The sequence below is a fragment of the Ectothiorhodospiraceae bacterium BW-2 genome, assembly GCA_008375315.1.
Classification (GTDB): Bacteria; Pseudomonadota; Gammaproteobacteria; order Thiohalomonadales; family Thiohalomonadaceae; genus BW-2.
Window position 1 is genome coordinate 3,668,837 of record CP032507.1, and the last position, 17,677, is coordinate 3,686,513.

Consider the following 17,677-nt stretch of genomic DNA (forward strand, 5'->3'; position numbering starts at 1 on the left):
CCGACACCCACCTAACCCGACGAAACCACCCGAAACCCGCCGATCCAACAAAACCCGAACCCTACAAAACCCAACCGCATCAAACCCATTATCGATGAGATGTTCCCCGGCGTGTAGGGGCGGGTTTCAAACCCGCCCCTACGAAACCCGAAACCCACCTAACCCGACGAAACCACCCGAAACCCACCTAACCCGACGAAACCACCCGAAACCCACCTAATCCAACGAAACCACACGAAACCCGCCGATCCAACAAAACCCAAATCCTACAAAACCCAACCGCATCAAACCCATTATCGATGAGATGTTCCCCGGCGTGTAGGGGCGGGTTTCAAACCCGCCCCTACGAAACCCGAAACCCACCTAACCCGACGAAACCACCCGAAACCCGCCGATCCAACAAAACCCGAACCCTACAAAACCCAACCGCATCAAACCCATTATCAATGACATGTTCCCCGGCGTGTAGGGGCGGGTTTCAAACCCGCCCCTACGAAACCCGAAACCCACCTAACCCGACGAAACCACCCGAAACCCACCTAACCCGACGAAACCACCCGAAACCCACCTAATCCAACGAAACCACACGAAACCCGCCGATCCAACAAAACCCAAATCCTACAAAACCCAACCGCATCAAACCCATTATCGATGAGATGTTCCCCGGCGTGTAGGGGCGGGTTTCAAACCCGCCCCTACGAAACCCGAAACCCACCTAACCCGACGAAACCACCCGAAACCCGCCGATCCAACAAAACCCGAACCCTACAAAACCCAACCGCATCAAACCCATTATCAATGACATGTTCCCCGGCGTGTAGGGGCGGGTTTCAAACCCGCCCCTACGAAACCCGAAACCCACCTAACCCGACGAAACCACCCGAAACCCGCCGATCCAACAAAACCCGAACCCTACAAAACCCAACCGCATCAAACCCATTATCAATGACATGTTCCCCGGCGTGTAGGGGCGGGTTTCAAACCCGCCCCTACGAAACCCGAAACCCACCTAACCCGACGAAACCACCCGAAACCCGCCGATCCAACAAAACCCGAACCCTACAAAACCCAACCGCATCAAACCCATTATCAATGACATGTTCCCCGGCGTGTAGGGGCGGGTTTCAAACCCGCCCCTACGAAACCCGAAACCCACCTAACCCGACGAAACCACCCGAAACCCACCTAACCCGACGAAACCACCCGAAACCCACCTAATCCAACGAAACCACCCGAAACCCGCCGATCCAACAAAACCCGAACCCTACAAAACCCAACCGCATCAAACCCATTATCAATGACATGTTCCTCGGCGTGTAGGGGCGGGTTTCAAACCCGCCCCTACGAAACCCGACACCCACCTAACCCGACGAAACCACCCGAAACCCGCCGATCCAACAAAACCCGAACCCTACAAAACCCAACCGCATCAAACCCATTATCAATGACATGTTCCCCGGCGTGTAGGGGCGGGTTTCAAACCCGCCCCTACGAAACCCGAAACCCACCTAACCCGACGAAACCACCCGAAACCCACCTAACCCGACGAAACCACCCGAAACCCACCTAATCCAACGAAACCACCCGAAACCCGCCGATCCAACAAAACCCGAACCCTACAAAACCCAACCGCATCAAACCCATTATCAATGAGATGTTCCCCGGCGTGTAGGGGCGGGTTTCAAACCCGCCCCTACGAAACCCGAAACCCACCTAACCCGACGAAACCACCCGAAACCCGCCTAACCCGACGAAACCACCCGAAACCCACCTAACCCGACGAAACCACCCGAAACCCGCCGATCCAACAAAACCCAAATCCTACAAAACCCAACCGCATCAAACCCATTATCGATGAGATGTTCCCCGGCGTGTAGGGGCGGGTTTCAAACCCGCCCCTACTCAATTAACGGCTCTGAATTAGCGTCCCCACCCCCGAATCGGTAAATATCTCCAACAGCAACGCATGTTCTACCCGACCATCAATAATATGCGCCGACTGCACCCCATTTTGTACCGCCGAGAGGGCACAACCTATTTTAGGCAGCATCCCGCCATAAATCGTACCATCGGCTATTAGCTCATCGACACGGGAAGCTGAGAGGCCGGTTAATACCTGCCCCGTTTTATCGAGTAATCCGGCGGTATTGGTGAGCAAAATCAGCTTCTCTGCCGTTAAGCACTCCGCTAATTTACCGGCCACCACATCGGCATTAATGTTATACGACTCTCCATCGTCTCCTACCCCAATCGGGGCGATAACGGGAATGAAGTTCCCGTGCAGTAACATATCGACCACACCGGCCTGAATGCGTGCCACCTCGCCGACATGGCCGATATCGATAATCTCCGGTTCGTGCATCTCCGGCCGCTGCCGTTCAAAGGTTAACTTTCGTGCGCGAATAAAGTTTGCATCCTTGCCGGTCAATCCGACAGCATTACCGCCTTGCTGATTGATTAGCGAGACAATCTCCTTATTGACTAGTCCACCGAGCACCATCTGTACAATATCCATCGTTTCGCGATCAGTGACCCGCATACCGTCGATAAATTCGGAGGTTTTACCCACCCGCTTTAAGAGATCGCTAATTTGTGGCCCACCGCCATGCACCAATACCGGATTGATGCCAACTAGCTTCATTAACACGACATCGCGGGCAAAACCTATCTTTAGCTGCTTATCAATCATGGCATTACCGCCATATTTGATCACAATGGTCTTACCAGCAAAACGACGAATGTAGGGGAGCGCCTCCCCCAAAATACGGGCGTTATATTGCGCCTGTTCGATATCGATACTCACGGCATCTCTCCTTTTGACTCTCTCTCCAGATCGAGATCACTCGCTCGTTCAGTGGTCACTTTCTGGCCCTTCTCATCCCCTTCACTGCGATAGATATCACCCATCGCCACTTTAATAGCGTTGGAGAAGCGGCGTAGTTCTAACAAAGTAATCGGGAACTCTTGATGCTGCATCGCCGCCCCACGGCTCGATACCTGCTGCTGTAATACTTGCAAGTCCTGCCGCATCAGCCGAATAACCACTTGCCCTAACGCAACGGCAACGATCCATAGCAGCACAATAATGACCGCAAATGTGGCCAAAAAGAGCTGTCGTTCGGTCGATTCGGTTATCGACTCAAGCGGTTGGTAGAGCCGCAACAGAAACCGGCTCGCACCAATCGGCTGTTCGGCCATTAGGCCGTGGCTAGCGAGTGCGCCACTGCCTAATTGGTGAATGACCACCTGCTGCCCCCCCACCTGTTGCAGTAACTGCACCAGCACTCCCGCTTGGGGTTGTACGCTCTCAATCAACCACGATTTAGGCAGTGTCACCACGAGACGACGCTCACTCTCAGCCAGCGGCAGTGCGATGTCGAGATGCTCATCGACACTATTTTGGCTATGTAGCTCCAGTGGCGAGGCGCTAGTCTTGGCCGAGGCGGCCAGATCGATGCAGGCAAATCCTAGCGGTGGCGTTAAGGTATCGCTCTCCTGCTGCGTGTTCGGATCAAACAGCGCTAACCGCTGTAGCTTTGGGAGTACCGCCCGTAACTGCTGCTCTAGCTCACCGCTAACCGCGAGATTGCCGCTCTCCATCCGCTGTAGCTCTGTTGCTACCTCAGGGTAGGCAATCCAGTCGGTTAACATCTGCTTAAGCTGCGCTATCCGCCCCTGTAGCTGAAACGCGCTCTGATTTATCGCCGCCTCTAACTCCGCTTGCTGCCGCTTCTCCGCCTGAGAGGCGTACTGCAAAAAGGAGAGATAGGCCGCAAACAGCACCAGTAGTGTCAGCAGCAGAAGCTGAATTAGATTGATTTTCCCTAAAGTTAAACCGCTTTCATGCGGCTCCTGCTCTGTCGTATCTGACGACTCCGCTTTCGCTCGGTTAAATAGTCCCATTAGTCTATCCTATCTATTTTATTGACAATATGAGTATCACGGTCATTTTAGTCTCGGCCAGTGTGGCCAAATCCACCCTCAGCTCGATCCGTGGGCGTAAAGTGTGCTACTTGCTGCCAGTGCGGTCTAACCACCGGCACAACGATGAGCTGCGCAATACGGTCGCCAATATTGATCGTAAACGGTGTCTCACCCCGATTCCAACAGGAGATCATCAACTCACCCTGATAATCTGAATCGATTAAGCCAACCAAATTGCCCAATACAATGCCGTGTTTATGCCCTAATCCAGAGCGGGGTAGAATCATCGCTGCCAGATGATCATCCCCAAGATGGATCGCTATGCCGGTCGAAATGAGTCGTGTCTCCCCCGATCTGACACACAGCGGCTGCTGCAGACAAGCACGCAGATCAATGCCGGCCGATCCGGTAGTTGCATAGTCGGGTAGAGGAATAGAGTCCCCTAGACGCGGATCCAGAATCTGATACTCAACTCGATGCACGACTGCTCTCCAATACCATTTTGCGCACCACCTCGGCGAGTAACCGCTGCGCTAGTTGCGATTTAGCCATTAACGGCAGTTCGATCACCTCGCCGCTGCTATCTATTAAAAATAGTTGATTCATCTCACGATGAAACCCCCCCTCCTCACGACCCACCCAATTAGCCGCCACCATATCGAGCCGTTTGCGCTCAAGTTTCTGTTGCGCATAGTGGAGCAGGTTATCGGTTTCGGCCGCAAACCCGACACAAAACGGTCGTTGCGGCGGCGGCAGGGCGGCGACTTTAGCCAAAATATCGACCGTTGGCACCAACTCAAGCGACCAAGTTAAAGCTCCTTTTTTCATTTTTGTCGTTGAGCTCTCTTTAACTCGATAGTCGGCCACTGCGGCGGCGGCAATAAAGATATCCCCCGGCTGCGCCATTACCGCCCGATACATCTGTTCGGCACAGGTGACAGCCACCCTTTCAACTCTAGGGGGTGGCGTGAGTGCGACCGGCCCACTCACTAGCCGCACGGTTGCCCCTAGCTTTTGAGCCGCCGCCGCGATGGCATAGCCCATCTTACCGGAGCTGTGGTTACTGATAAATCTAACCGCATCGATAGCCTCCTGTGTCGGTCCTGCGGTCACCGTCACAGTGTAGTTAGATAGCGGCCGTTCTTGGGCATTAGCCTCTAAAAGGGAGAGTAACTCATCGACCAGTCGCTCCGGAGCCACCATGCGTCCGGCCCCCGTTTCACCACAGGCTAGCACACCGCTCTCGGGGCCGATAAAGCGGACACCGCGCTGTTTCAGTGTCGCCACATGGAGCTGGGTCGTCTCCGCCTGCCACATCTGCAGGTTCATCGCTGGCGCAATCAGCAGCGGCGTGGTGGGCAGAGAGGCGAGCAGCGTGGTGGTCAGGTAGTCATCGGCTAACCCTAGGGCGAGTCGTGCCAATAGATGCGCTGTGGTCGGGGCAAGTACAATGGCATCCACCCGCCGACTCTGATCGATATGAGACATCGGGGAGTGGCTCTCCCACTCAGGGCCACTGACCGACACCGCTCCCATCGACCGCAGCGATAGAGGGGTCACAAACTGCAGTGCACTGTGGGTAAGGATAGCCTCTACCCCAATCCCCTCCTCCACCAGTAGGCGAATGAGTGCCGGTATTTTAACCGCTGCCACTCCGCCGCTTACGCCTAGCAAAATAGTGCGTTGCGCCATCGGGCCACTCTCTCTCTTTCAGCTTCGGCTAACGTTCATGCTCGCACTAAAATAGAATGCGTAACCCTAGACCATAGGCCGACTCATCCAAATCGGTCTGACTATTCGATGAGCGGGTCACTCGATAACCACTGTGGACAATAAAGTTTTTCGATAGTGGAAATTTAATGCCTAAATGATAGTAGTCGAGATCATCACCAAGCTTTGATAGCTGCCGCCCTAGCGCTAGCGACAATTGAATCGCCTCAGCGCTATAGCTGTAGCTCAAATAGCCGTTCCACAGCTCATCGTTGCCAGCGGCCAACGCCTGATCCATCACCTCATACTGCAAGGTTAGCGTCGATTTTTGGTAGTGCCAGCGCAGCGCCAATTTAGTCGCTTGGCTCTGGAGTCGTAGCTGATCATCGGTATAGGCTAAGACCAGATCCCACCGTTTGAGCGGGTAGCGCAGCGAGAGGCTGAAACTGTCGTTGCCATCGACCTCGCCATTACGGTTAAGATCGCTGCGATCAATCGCCACCATCGCCCCTAAATCGATCCCCCACCAGTTAGAGTCGTAGCGAATCGCGCCATCAAAGTATCCTAAATGGTGGGCCGAAAAGCCGCCGTTACCTCGTGCCTGCATAAAGGTTGCGGTAAAGGGATCCCAGCTTAAGGTGACATCTTTGTAGCTGCTACTAAGCCGCCCGATGCGCCATAGGCTCTGTTCACTCCGTAGCCCTAGATAGAGCTCGCGCCGCTGCCAAAGCTCCTCCCCCTGCCAGTTAAGCCCTAGCGAAGCGTAGCCGATACCGTTATAGCGGTTAGTTAGATGCTGGCTATGGGCCACCATTAGCTCAGAGGCACCCGCATCGGTATGGGAGAGCGAACTCTCCTCCGCACCATCGTGGTGGGTACCGCCATCACTTAACTGCCACCCCGATAGCCCCGCCTCACCACTGCTCCAGTCGAGCCACTCCTGCTGTAGTTGACCGGAGAGCGTTGTCTCAGCCTGTACCAAAAGGGTGGGTAAGAGCAGCACTGCAGCGCCCCAATAGCAGCGAGCACGCTTAAGAGAGATTGTCATCACTATCCTCAGTTATCTGTGGCGCCATGGGGAGGCAGAACTGAAATTTCGCCCCACCACAGCTGCGGTTTTCTGCCCAAATTCGACCTTGATGGGCTCCAATAATTTCACGACAAATCGCCAGTCCCAGCCCCGTCCCCGCAATATTGGAGTAACGGCTCCTCTGAGCCTGTTCAAATTTGTCAAAAATAGCCTCCAGGGCCTGCTCCTCGACCCCCTCGCCTTGATCCTCAATCGAGACACAGGCGCTATCTAGCCCCACGCTCTCGCTCTGGCGCCAGAGGGTAATGAGAATCTCCCCCTCTTGCGGTGAGAACTTAATCGCATTAAACAGCAGGTTGGTGACCACTTGAGAGAGGCGCATTCTATCAAAACAGAAGCGTAAATTCGCCTCTTTTATCTCCAGCACCGGGCGGATATGTCGCTCCTGCAGCAGCGGTTCTAGCTCCTGCACTACACGACGCACCACCTCCTCTAGTGTTGCCGGTTGTAGCGCAAGGCAAAATTTGCCCGACTCCATTTTGGAGATATCGAGTAGATCCTCAATTAGCCGCATCAGCCTCTGCCCGCTGCTGTGGATATTGCCAAAATATTTTTGCAGTTTCGCTAGCTCGATGGCGTTAGCACGACGCTCGCCTAGCGCCGAGAAGCTTAAAATGGAGTGCATCGGCGTGCGTAGTTCATGCGAGACTTTGGCCAAAAACTGCCCCTTAGCGTGGTTCGCCGCCTCGGCAGCCTGTTTCGCCGCTAACAGAGCATCCCGTTCGGCAATGAGCTCTCGGGTATAGAGTCGAACTCGCTGCTCTAGCGTCTGATTGGCGGAGTTAAGCGCACTATTTTGGCGCAAAATGAGCCGCCGTTCATGCCAAAATAGCCATAAACCACTCACAATAGAGGACAAAATAATCGCTACCGATAGCAGTAACTGTCTGGTCACCCACTTCATGTGCTGCTGCTGTTGCCGCTCATAGTGGAGACTCTTTTGCTCCATTTTACCCTTCACATACTGCAGCAGCTCATCCATTAACTGCTGGTTACTCTGCTGCCCATGGAGCAGATGCTCAACCACAAACTCGACCCGTTGTACTACCGTTTCCTCAGCTATCAGTCGCTGGTGGTAGTTAAACATCTGCTCTCTGACGGCAACGCTGTTGGTAGTTATCCTCTCTATCTGCTGCTGTTCAAAGCGATCCAGTGGCAGGCTATGTAGGCGGTTATTGAGCACAATATACTCTGAACGCAGTGCCGAAGTTCGCTGTAACAGCTCATCGAGCTCAAACGGATCGACTATCCTCACCGAGGAGAGGTAGCCCCGCGCCGAGGCCTGCATATTGGCGAGCATCTGGTTCACCAACGACAGTTTATCAAAGTTAAGTTGATACTCCCGCCACGCCTCATCTGCCTGCTGATCAACCATCCATGCCAGACGCAATATATTTCCCAGCAGCAGCAGAATAACCAGCGCTAGTAGCAGCAGCAGCCCGCGAATTTTACCCGAGTACTGCGCTAGCATCCACTAGCACTCAGATCAGAAACATCTGCTTATAGCTCATCACGCTCCCCCTACCCTGTTCAAGTGCCTCATTGAGGGCAATATCGACCCGCTCTAACCAGAGCTCTCTCTCGCTACCGAGTGTCGGCCTCTCGGCGACACCGGCAGAGAGTGTTAGGGTAATCGCGTGGTGGCTATAGGTGATCTGCTCTTCACTCGCCGCCTGTTGTAATCTATGTAGAAATATCACTCCCCCCTCCTCATCAGTATCGGTCAAAATGACCCCGAAACGGCGCTCGCCATAGCGACCCGCCACATCACTGCCGCGCATGCAGGTGGTGATGAGTTGAGCCACAATTTTAAGCACTTCATCGCCGGCTTGATAGCCATATTGTTGATTTATTTTGTCAAAATCATCTACGGTTACCAGCGCCAGCGTCGAGGTGGTGCCGGTGCGTAGCGTCCTTCCTAACTCAGCGCCTACCTGCTGCTCCCAAGCGTGAATCGACAGTAGGCGAGTTAGGTGATCGGTACGGCTCTGCTGCTGTAGCTGCATGGTGTTCATCGCCATATCGGTCACATCGTAGATGATAAGGCAGATCTGTTCGATATCGCTACTCATTCCCGATAGCGGTAAAAAGGTGACATTTTGATACATCCACTCCGAGGCCCCCGTTAGCGGCCGATAGCTGCGTAGCTGCACAATGTAGGGTCGCTGCTGCCAAGTGGAGAAGGAGCTGTTTTTGAGAATAAACACCGAATCGAGCTTATTTTTCAGCCACTCACGCGGCGTCTCCGGAATCAGCTCAAATAGCTCGCGGCCATTGACCTCATTCGGACTCTTACCGCTGTGGTTCTCCATAAAAGCGTTCCAGAGCTTGACCCGATAGTGGCGATCGAGCACGATCAGCCCAACATCGACATGCTGAATAACCCCCAATAACCAGTGGAGATCGACAATCGAGTCGTCGCTGCTCATAGCTCCTCCCCTACAATAAATCGTGCATGCTGCTGCAACTGGGTAATTGAGGCCTCTGGGAAGAGGAGCAGTTGATCACACTTCACCCGCTTTTGACCGATGGTATAGCTCAACTTTATCGTCAGCACCCGCTCGGTGGGAGATAGATTACGAATAATATCCTCATCGCCCTGCATGTGGAGCGATAGGTGGGGGTGGCTACGACTAAAGGTCACATGGAGTAGATCGGAGACCCCTTTTAAAAACGAACCGACTAGCACATTGGCTAACTCCATGAGCAGCTCAACCTCGTTATCCCGACTCGCCTGCTCGCCGTAACGCATCGCCTGAGCCAGATTATCAAAGTCGATATCGTGAAATACCACCACAGTTTCACCAAACAGCCCCGAACCGGTAAAGCCCTGTACGACATGGGAGATGCCGCGACTATTGGAGGAGAGCAGCGCTCGATTAAGCTCCCGCTCCCCCAACATCGAGACTTCGGGAATCGAGAGCTCCACCGTATCATCAATGAGCTGCGCTAGTAGATCAGCCGCCCGCCCCATAGAGACATTGGCGATCTCCTGACACCAGTCGTGAAACTCAAGCGACTCTTCACGCTGCGGCGGCGGCTGTTCGTGATTGAGTAGCTCTAATACCCCATAGGATTCCAGAATTTGGGCGATCTCTTCGCGATTGACCGGCTTTTTAATGAAAGCGATAGCACCGAGCTGTTTAACCCGCCGTTGACTCTCGGGCTGAATATCGCCTGAAATGACAATCGGTAGCGTCGGTAGATCTCTATCGCGAATTCGCTCTAGCACTCCAAAGCCATCGAGTATCGGCATGGTTAGATCGAGAAACAGAATATCCCCCTTACCCGCCTGCAAGGCGGCAACCGCCTCCTCACCATTGGTTGCAAACGAGATATCGACATCCCACCCCTCAGGTAGCGATCGGGCGACCTGTTTGCGTGCAAAGCTAGAGTCATCACAAATGACTATCGGCATTGCCATAGATTCTCTACTCCCTCTTTGACCCTAACTTAGCCATTCTCTTTGATGTAGGCCTCTAGCTGTTTGCGTTTACTCTCATCGTTTTGATCGACATTCACAATGGTAATATTGAGAAAGTCGGCCGCCGCCCCCCCCTCTCGACACTCTAGCAGATGAATGTAACCGTTAATTCGAGCTACCGCACCGGCCGCCTGCACATCGATCACGACCTGCTCCTGAATATGGGGCACCATCTCACCCGCTTTAATCACCCCTAATAGCTGGGTGCAGGAGAGCTCCCGTACCAAAATATGGGTCTGAGACCCTTTGCCGGTACGAATCGGGATTAATAGCTTCCCCTTCGGGCGCAACACCAGTTCGTGAGCGCCTCGCTCCTCCTTGGGTTTGCCGATATCACTCGATATCTGTAGTGCTTCGGAGAAGCCCCCCCGTGCGCCGCCGGTTAATCGTGCCCCCTGAGTCGAACCGCTTAAGCGAACCAGCTCATCTTGGGTGAGTGAGTAAGCCTTCATAATGACGCCGCTCACCACCTTACCAAATTTATCGTTACTAAACGGCTTAACCAGATAGTTACTCACCTTTAGCTTCAGCGCCTCTACGACATGATCTTTATCTCCTCGGCTCGTCACCATCACAAAGGGGATATTGGCCGTCTTCTCCTGCTCTCGCACCCAGACTAACAGCTCGGAGCCTGTCATCTTCGGCATCTCCCAGTCACTGAGAATCAGATCGTATTCGTTTTTCAGCAGCAATTTTTGTGCCGCTTCACCATCGTGCGCCTCATCGCAAGGAAAGGAGGGGAAGAAGTGACGCACCGATTTGCGAATCAGATCGCGGGTAAAAGAGGCATCATCAACAATTAATATTCGCAGCGGTTTCACATTAATTCTTCAAATTGTGTGTAGTTAGTCAAACAAATCACTCTGCAGCCACTGTCGGCAGTAGGCACGCAATCGCTCTACCCACTGCCGACGCCCACCGCTCAACCGACCTATCTCCTCTGGCGCCGCCCGCTGAAACAGCAGAGCGACCAGCCAAGCACGATCTGACCATGGCGGTAACGAAGATGCAGCATACCAAAGTTTCGATTGTAGCATAACCTTTAGTGGCAACAGCACGGTTTCCGGCTCGCGTCTGCCGTAGGCAAACGCCTCTAAATCGTCATAATCTTCGCGCTCAAGCCGCTGTGGTAGCGGCAGATCGGCACCTATCCGCCACACCAGCTCACTCTCTAGGCGCTGTAAAGCACCTAGCAGTAGCTGCCACCACTGCGGGGCGTAACGGGATAAAAAGTGGTGCTCGGCCGCTCGGCCCGCCTCAGAGAGGCCATGCAGCATCACTAACGAGCGTCGGCCACTGCTGCGATTTATTTTAAGGGCACAATAGCCGCAACGCCATGAGAGGCTGTGCCAAAAATCGATTAACGCACTATCCGCGGCAAACAGCGCCCCGATCATATCGATCCCCTGTCGCTGTAGCTGCTGCTGTAGTGTCGTGATTAACTTTCGCCCCAATCCACGCCGTTGTAGTGATGGCTCGACCGCCACTCGGACGATTCGTGCCCAGCGCAGTCCTCCACTAGAGGCTAGACCGACATGGTTAATGAGCGTCTGCACCAATAGGTGCCCCCGCGGACGGCGCACATTGAACCGCACCGCCTCGCTCAGCGCGGGCGGCAGCTCCCCCTCCATCGCCACCATCGCCACCGCAAGCAGGGTGCTCTCTGGCGTCCAGAGGCCAAACAGGCGTATATTTGGCCCATCCAGCAGATGGCGCAGATCGAGCGGTGTGGTCTGATAATGGGCCGCAACCAGTAACTCAAATAGCTGCTGTAACAGCGGCTCCTGCTGCCATAGCGCCTCGCGGTTAAACTCCCGCAACACCACTCTATCGAGATCGGGCACCCAAACCGACTCGGCGCTAGGCTGGCTCTCTAAGAGCAGTAGCTGGCGGCTCCACGGCTCTAACTTATCGTCGCTCAACCAGCGCTGCGGCTGCTGTAGCTGACATAGCTGCCAGTTCGGTAGCTCCCTCTTAAGCCAAGGCAGTAGTCGCAACTGAAAGCCGCGACCACTGCCCTCATATCCATCCACGGTGGTCGCTAGTACCAGTCGCGGCAGCGAGATCAACCACTGCTGGAGCCGCTCTAACGGTAGTGTCGCGGCCTCATCCACCACCACCCAGTCGGCACCGCTTACATCGGCATCTGTGGCACAACAGTAGCGTAGCTGTCGCCCGCGCCAAGTTAGGCCGTTACGATCCAGTCTCGCCCCCGGTAGCTGGCGTCTCGCCTGTTCAAAGAGCGTTGTCACCATAGAGCGCTGCAACGCCACCACCACGATATGGCCTAGCTTGCGTTTGAGTAGCGCTGCGGCGGCCAACCCTAGCAGGGTACTCTTCCCCCGCCCGCGATCGGCCAAAATAACCACCGGACGGTAGCGGTGACCGGTCGCGTTGCGCTCTAAATAGGCGAGCGCCCGAATCTGCTCGGCACGGGTCAAATTGAGTCCTAAGGGGGGCTGCCGTAGCTGCTGTAACAGCGCCAAATTTTGCCAACCCCCTCCCCTCGCAGCGGCCACTTCAGCGACAAAGAGCGGCGGTTTCGCGACAGATAAAAAGCGCACTAACCGCTGTTGATACCGCCTATCCAGCGCCTCGGCCTGCCACGGATAGACCGCTAACCGCTGCTGAACTCGATCTGGCCACCCCTGTGGCCAGCACCGCGTCGGGGGGAGTAACCAGATCAGCACCCCACCCCCTTGCAGCGCCCCGACTGCGGCGGCAAACTGGTTCGGATCAAAGTCGTGGTGGCTAGAGAGCAGCAGCAGACGATACTCCGCACCGATAATCGCCTCGGGGCGATCTGAGGGCTGCAAAGAGCGCCACAGCAAGGCGGGGAGGTGCCGACAGTACCACTTGGCGATAGCGCGACACTCGTCCTCCTCACCACAGAGCAGCCAGATCGCCCGCTGCCCCTGTTGCAAAAAGCGGCAGAGCGCGTTGAAATCGAAACTAGCGTTCAACCATCGTCCTCGGCAGTAACCACGGTAACTGTAGTGATCGCCCCTGTAGTTCTGGATTGGGCACCACGCCAAATAGCTGTGCCATGCGCTCAGGCGTCAACACCTTTGCCGCCTCCCCCTCAGCGACCAGCTTCCCCTGCTGTAACAGCACCACTTTAGAGCTAAAATGGGCCGCTAGCTGCAGATTATGCACCACAAGAAGCAGAGCCCCCCCCTGCTGGCAAAAGCGCTCTAACTGCTGCATAAGCTGTAGTTGATGCGCCAAATCGAGCGCCGCCACCGGCTCATCCACCAAGAGAAGTTGCGGCTCACCGACTAGGACTCGCGCTAAGAGCAGCCGCGCCCGCTCCCCCCCCGAGAGGGTATCGGCACGCCGTTTTCGCAAAGGGAGCAGATCGCACTCGGCCAATACCCGCTCAATGAAGGGGGCCGCCGCCCTCACGCTCTGCATTGAGCCGCCATAGGGGTAGCGCCCTAGCGCCACCAACTGCTCCACCGAGACCCCCCAGGCGATCTCCCCCTGCTGTGCCAAATAGCCAATTTTTTGTGCCCGCTGCACCAGCCCCCAGCGATGGAGCGGCTGCCCCTGCAACCAGATCTCGCCGCGACTTGGGGTCAGCAGCCCCGCTAATAGCTTCAACAGGGTCGATTTACCGGCACCATTCGGGCCGACCAGCGCCACCATCTCGCCGGCACCAACCCGACAGCTCACCCCCTGTAACAACAGGGTGCGCTGATAGCCAAACGAAATATCTTTAACCGTTAACATCAACCCTCAACCACGCCTCCCCACTCAGCGCCGCAAGATTAGCCACAAAAAGAGCGGCGCTCCCAGCAGCGCCGTCACGACCCCCACCTTAAGATCGCCATGAGTCGGCAATAGGCGGGTAACGATGTCGGCCAAGAGTAGCAGAGTAGCGCCACCGAGGGCACTCACCCCCAGTAGATCGGAGGGCTGCTCCCCGACCCAGAGCCGCATCAGATGAGGCACCACCAGCCCGATAAAGCCGATAGCGCCACACACCGCCACCACCGGCCCAACCGTTAAGGCAGTACCCACTAAGACCACCAAACGCAAGCGAGTTAAATCGACCCCTAACGTCGCTGCACTCTCCTCCCCTAGCGTTAACGCATCAAGCGCTCGACCACTACGCCACAGCAGTAGCGCCCCCACTCCCACCCCCGGCAGCAGCAGCCAAAACTCGTGCCACGAGAGGTTAGCGAGCGAGCCGAGCAGCCATAACAGCATCTCTTTCACCGCATAGGCGCTCGGCGCTAAATTGAGCAGTAGCGAGATTAGCGCCATCGCCAATGAGTTCACCGCAATACCGGCCAAAATGAGCGTTAGCGTAGAGATACCGCCGCCGGCCAAACGATAGACCACAACCGTCACCAACAGCGCACCGATCACCCCCCCGAGCGGCAGCGCCAACGGCCAGAGCAGATAGAGACCAAAATAGAGGCTAATGACCGCCCCAAGCGCCGCCCCCGAAGCGCTGCCCATCAGTTCGGGCGCCGCTAACGGGTTACGCAGTAGCCCCTGCATCACCGCTCCGGCTAAACCGAGTGCCGCGCCAGCCGTTAGCGCGATGAGCGTGCGCGGTAACCGAATTTCGACCAAAATCGTCACAAAGGGGTGCGCCTCACCCGACCACCAGCGCTGTAGCGTTTCGAGTAACGGTAGCGGCTCCGCCCCAAGCGTCAATGAGAGTAGCGAGAGCAGTAGCAGCGGCAGCCCCCCCCATACCACTCGATACCCCCCGATCACTGCCTCCTCTCCCTACGAATATGGTAGAGCTGCTCAATCGCCTCGGCGATCTGTGGCGTAGCGCAGATCCAGTAGCGATAGTCGATATCGATCACCTGACGCCCCGCCATTAACCGCCTCAGCGCCGGGTGCTGTAGCAGCAGTTCGGCACGAGAGAGGGGTTCGCTACCGTAACGGGAGGTAAAGATTTGGCTAGGCTCTGCCACCACCAGATGCTCCAGCGCTATCGGCGCATACCCCTCCACCCCTAAATCGGCCGCCACATTACGCCAACCCGCTAGCTCCAGCGCCGTATGTTGCAAGGTATCACGACCGGTCGTGTAGCCATCGGGCTGAAAAAAGAGCGCCGCAACCCTCTCCGATTCGTTGGACGGCACAATGCGTGACAGACGCTGAGCCAGCGCCCGACTCACCCTCTGCCCTCGCTGCGCCGTACCTAGCCAGTGGGCGACCTGTTCGATAGTGGCCCTAATCGCCTCAATCGTCGTTGCAGCGGCCACGATCTCGACCCTTATCCCAAGCTGGCGTAGCTGCTGCAGTAGCTGCGGTGAACTATATTGGTGAGCTAACACCAGATCGGGCTGTCGCGCCAAAATCTCCTCGACTCGACCCCGATGGGCTTGAAATCGGGCCGCAGTTGCCGCCATCAACGAACTCTGTGGCTGCTGCACCAGATAGCTGACGGCGGCAATCTGTTCGGCATCGGCTAGCAGCAGCAGTAGCTGATCGCTACAGAGATTGACCGACACGACCCGCTGCGGCACCTCCCCCCTAACCGCACCGACCACCATCAGGAGGGCTAAGAGGGGTAACCACTGAGCAGCCTTGCGCCTCATCTACTGCCCCATGTTAAAACTCACCATCCAGCTTCGCCCATCAGTGTGGTAGCCCTTAATTTGCTGGTACTCCCTGTCGAGCAGATTACTCACCTTCGCCTCTAACTGCAGATGGCGATGGAGACGGTAATCGAAGCGCAGATCGAGCGTGGCATAGCCGCCAACCTCAGTTAAGTTCTGCTTATCGCTATAGCTGCCACCGCGACCATTGAGCTGTGTCGCTAGACCATAGTGCGCCTCTCGATAGCCGATCTGTAACCGACCGCTCTGCTGTGGTCGATTCGGCAACAACTTATCACTAGCCACATCTCGTGGTGTGAGCCAAGTGTAGAACAGTTCACTAAACCACCCCCCGTTTTGCCAATCGAGCTCTAACTCAACCCCCTCAATCATCGCCTGATCGACATTGGCATTAGTCGCCTCGCTAATGAGATTAAACTCAGCATCATACTCGGCCGGAAGATAGATAATCATCTCATCAATGCGATTACGAAAGCCGCGTAGCGCCCACTGACTCGCCCCATACTCGCCCTTTAACCCCAGCTCAAACGAACGCGATCTCTCAACCGCCAGCTCGGGATTGCCGCCATAGCCATAGAGATCGAGAAAATGGGGGGCACGAAAGGCGGTGCCAAAGCCTGCGGTGAGTTGAAACCGAGGCACAAAGCGCCAACCCCACTCCACATTGCCACTTTGATACTCCCCATAGGCGTCGTTATCGTCCCACCGGCCACCGATAGCGACGCTGTAGTTCAACTCCTCATGCAGATAGTTCATAAATAGCGCCCGATTATCGCGCTCACTCTGGCTAAACACCGCATCGCGTCCACCCACGCCATCACCGAGCCACTCGCCCCCCACCGTCAACAGCCCCCTATCGCTTAGATAGAGGTTGTTCTGCCAGTTTAACTGCTGGCGTCGGGTGTGGTACTGATAGGTTGAGAGGCCATCGGCCAAAAAGTCGCGACTATCGCGGCTATAACCTAGGGTGAGCCCCATATCCCAGCTCTCGTTAACCACCCAATCAACCCCTAGCTCCCCTGAGCGCAGAGAAGTTTCGGTCGTATCATCAACAGTCAGCCCCCCCCACTCGGGGGAGGTATCGTAGTCCGCCTCGCCGTCACTCAAAAGCAGAGTGAACCGACTCTTAAACCGCTCGCCATACCCCTCACGCCAACTGAGGCTAGCGCTGGTCTGCTGATAGCCATCGTTATCGGGGTGACTCCCCGCCATCGCTGAAAAACCATCACTACGACGACCGCTAAGCTGCATCGACAGCGAGCGCTCCCCCGCTGTCGCCTGTAGCAGCGCACGGGTGTGGTAAGTAGCGTCACTCCCCACCCCCAGACGAACTTGGGTTCGGTTCGCCTCACTACGGCGGGTAATAAGGTGGATCACCCCGCCGACGGCATCGGCACCATAGAGCTGGGAACGGGGGCCTCGGACTATCTCAATTCGTTCGATTTGCGCCGGATCGATAAGCTCTAAAGGGGCCGAACCAGAGGTCGATTCGTTAATGCGCACCCCATCGAGCAGCACAACCGTATGTTTTGAGGCCGTCCCTCGCAACATCATCGACCCAACCTGCCCCGCCGGCCCCTGATTAGAGACGACCACCCCTGGCAGACCATTGAGCAGTTCGGTCAGATCACGCGGCTGCTGGCGGGCGATCTCTTCAGAGGTGATCACCGTCACTGCAGCGACGGTGGCATTGAGCGTCTGCGGCATCCGGTTAGCCGTGACATAGAGGGGGTCTAGTTGCAGATCAGCGGCATTGAGACCAGAAGAGATCGTAGAGACAGCGAGAGTGAGTGTCGCCACTGTGGCGACGGGTAAATATTGAGGTAGCATCAATTTTCGCTCCGTTACATTGAGAAGTGACTCTGCGTAACCCAAAACCGG

Annotated in this window: 14 protein-coding genes; all 14 read right to left on the reverse strand. The window is 55.8% G+C overall.

The genetic code is table 11. The features are described 5' to 3' along the window. Positions 1–1,906: 1,906 nt before the first annotated feature. The 14 genes from argB to D5085_17270 are packed head-to-tail and all read right to left on the reverse strand — an operon-like array spanning position 1,907 to position 17,626. Complete coding sequence (gene argB / locus D5085_17205) at positions 1,907–2,803, reverse strand: acetylglutamate kinase (protein ID QEP44719.1); 897 nt, start codon at positions 2,801–2,803, stop codon at positions 1,907–1,909. Further along, complete coding sequence (locus D5085_17210) at positions 2,800–3,903, reverse strand: hypothetical protein (GenBank protein ID QEP44720.1); 1,104 nt, start codon at positions 3,901–3,903, stop codon at positions 2,800–2,802. Before D5085_17210 ends, argB begins: the two co-directional genes overlap by 4 nt. Positions 3,904–3,950: 47 nt before the next feature. After that, positions 3,951–4,406: a dUTP diphosphatase gene (locus tag D5085_17215; GenBank protein ID QEP44721.1), complete on the reverse strand. Its 456-nt coding sequence runs from the start codon at positions 4,404–4,406 to the stop codon at positions 3,951–3,953. Beyond that, complete coding sequence (coaBC, locus tag D5085_17220; GenBank protein ID QEP44722.1) at positions 4,393–5,616, reverse strand: bifunctional phosphopantothenoylcysteine decarboxylase/phosphopantothenate--cysteine ligase CoaBC; 1,224 nt, start codon at positions 5,614–5,616, stop codon at positions 4,393–4,395. The genes D5085_17215 and coaBC overlap by 14 nt, the downstream gene beginning before the upstream one ends. A 46-nt stretch (positions 5,617–5,662) precedes the next feature. After that, positions 5,663–6,682 carry a porin gene (locus D5085_17225; protein QEP44723.1) on the reverse strand — a complete coding sequence of 340 codons (1,020 nt, stop codon included), beginning with the start codon at positions 6,680–6,682 and terminating at the stop codon, positions 5,663–5,665. Continuing rightward, positions 6,666–8,195: a sensor histidine kinase gene (locus D5085_17230; GenBank protein ID QEP44724.1), complete on the reverse strand. Its 1,530-nt coding sequence runs from the start codon at positions 8,193–8,195 to the stop codon at positions 6,666–6,668. The genes D5085_17225 and D5085_17230 overlap by 17 nt, the downstream gene beginning before the upstream one ends. Before the next feature lie 10 nt (positions 8,196–8,205). After that, positions 8,206–9,153: a sensor domain-containing diguanylate cyclase gene (locus D5085_17235; GenBank protein QEP44725.1), complete on the reverse strand. Its 948-nt coding sequence runs from the start codon at positions 9,151–9,153 to the stop codon at positions 8,206–8,208. Beyond that, complete coding sequence (locus tag D5085_17240) at positions 9,150–10,148, reverse strand: response regulator (GenBank protein ID QEP44726.1); 999 nt, start codon at positions 10,146–10,148, stop codon at positions 9,150–9,152. Before D5085_17240 ends, D5085_17235 begins: the two co-directional genes overlap by 4 nt. 29 nt (positions 10,149–10,177) lie before the next feature. Next, positions 10,178–11,035, reverse strand: a complete 858-nt coding sequence (locus tag D5085_17245) for a response regulator (protein QEP44727.1) — start codon at positions 11,033–11,035, stop codon at positions 10,178–10,180. Positions 11,036–11,053: 18 nt separating this feature from the next. Further along, the gene (locus D5085_17250) at positions 11,054–13,243 is read right to left on the reverse strand and encodes a GNAT family N-acetyltransferase (GenBank protein QEP44728.1); all 2,190 of its coding nucleotides are present in this window, start codon (positions 13,241–13,243) and stop codon (positions 11,054–11,056) included. Further along, entirely contained in the window at positions 13,161–13,940 is a 780-nt protein-coding gene (locus tag D5085_17255) for an ABC transporter ATP-binding protein (protein QEP44729.1), read from the reverse strand. Before D5085_17255 ends, D5085_17250 begins: the two co-directional genes overlap by 83 nt. Positions 13,941–13,964: 24 nt before the next feature. After that, positions 13,965–14,939 carry an iron ABC transporter permease gene (locus D5085_17260; GenBank protein QEP44730.1) on the reverse strand — a complete coding sequence of 325 codons (975 nt, stop codon included), beginning with the start codon at positions 14,937–14,939 and terminating at the stop codon, positions 13,965–13,967. Next, positions 14,936–15,775: a cobalamin ABC transporter substrate-binding protein gene (locus tag D5085_17265; GenBank protein ID QEP44731.1), complete on the reverse strand. Its 840-nt coding sequence runs from the start codon at positions 15,773–15,775 to the stop codon at positions 14,936–14,938. Before D5085_17265 ends, D5085_17260 begins: the two co-directional genes overlap by 4 nt. Further along, on the reverse strand, positions 15,776–17,626 hold the full coding sequence (locus tag D5085_17270) for a TonB-dependent receptor (GenBank protein ID QEP44732.1): 1,851 nt from the start codon (positions 17,624–17,626) through the stop codon (positions 15,776–15,778). It lies immediately after the preceding gene. Between the last annotated feature and the right edge of the window lie 51 nt (positions 17,627–17,677).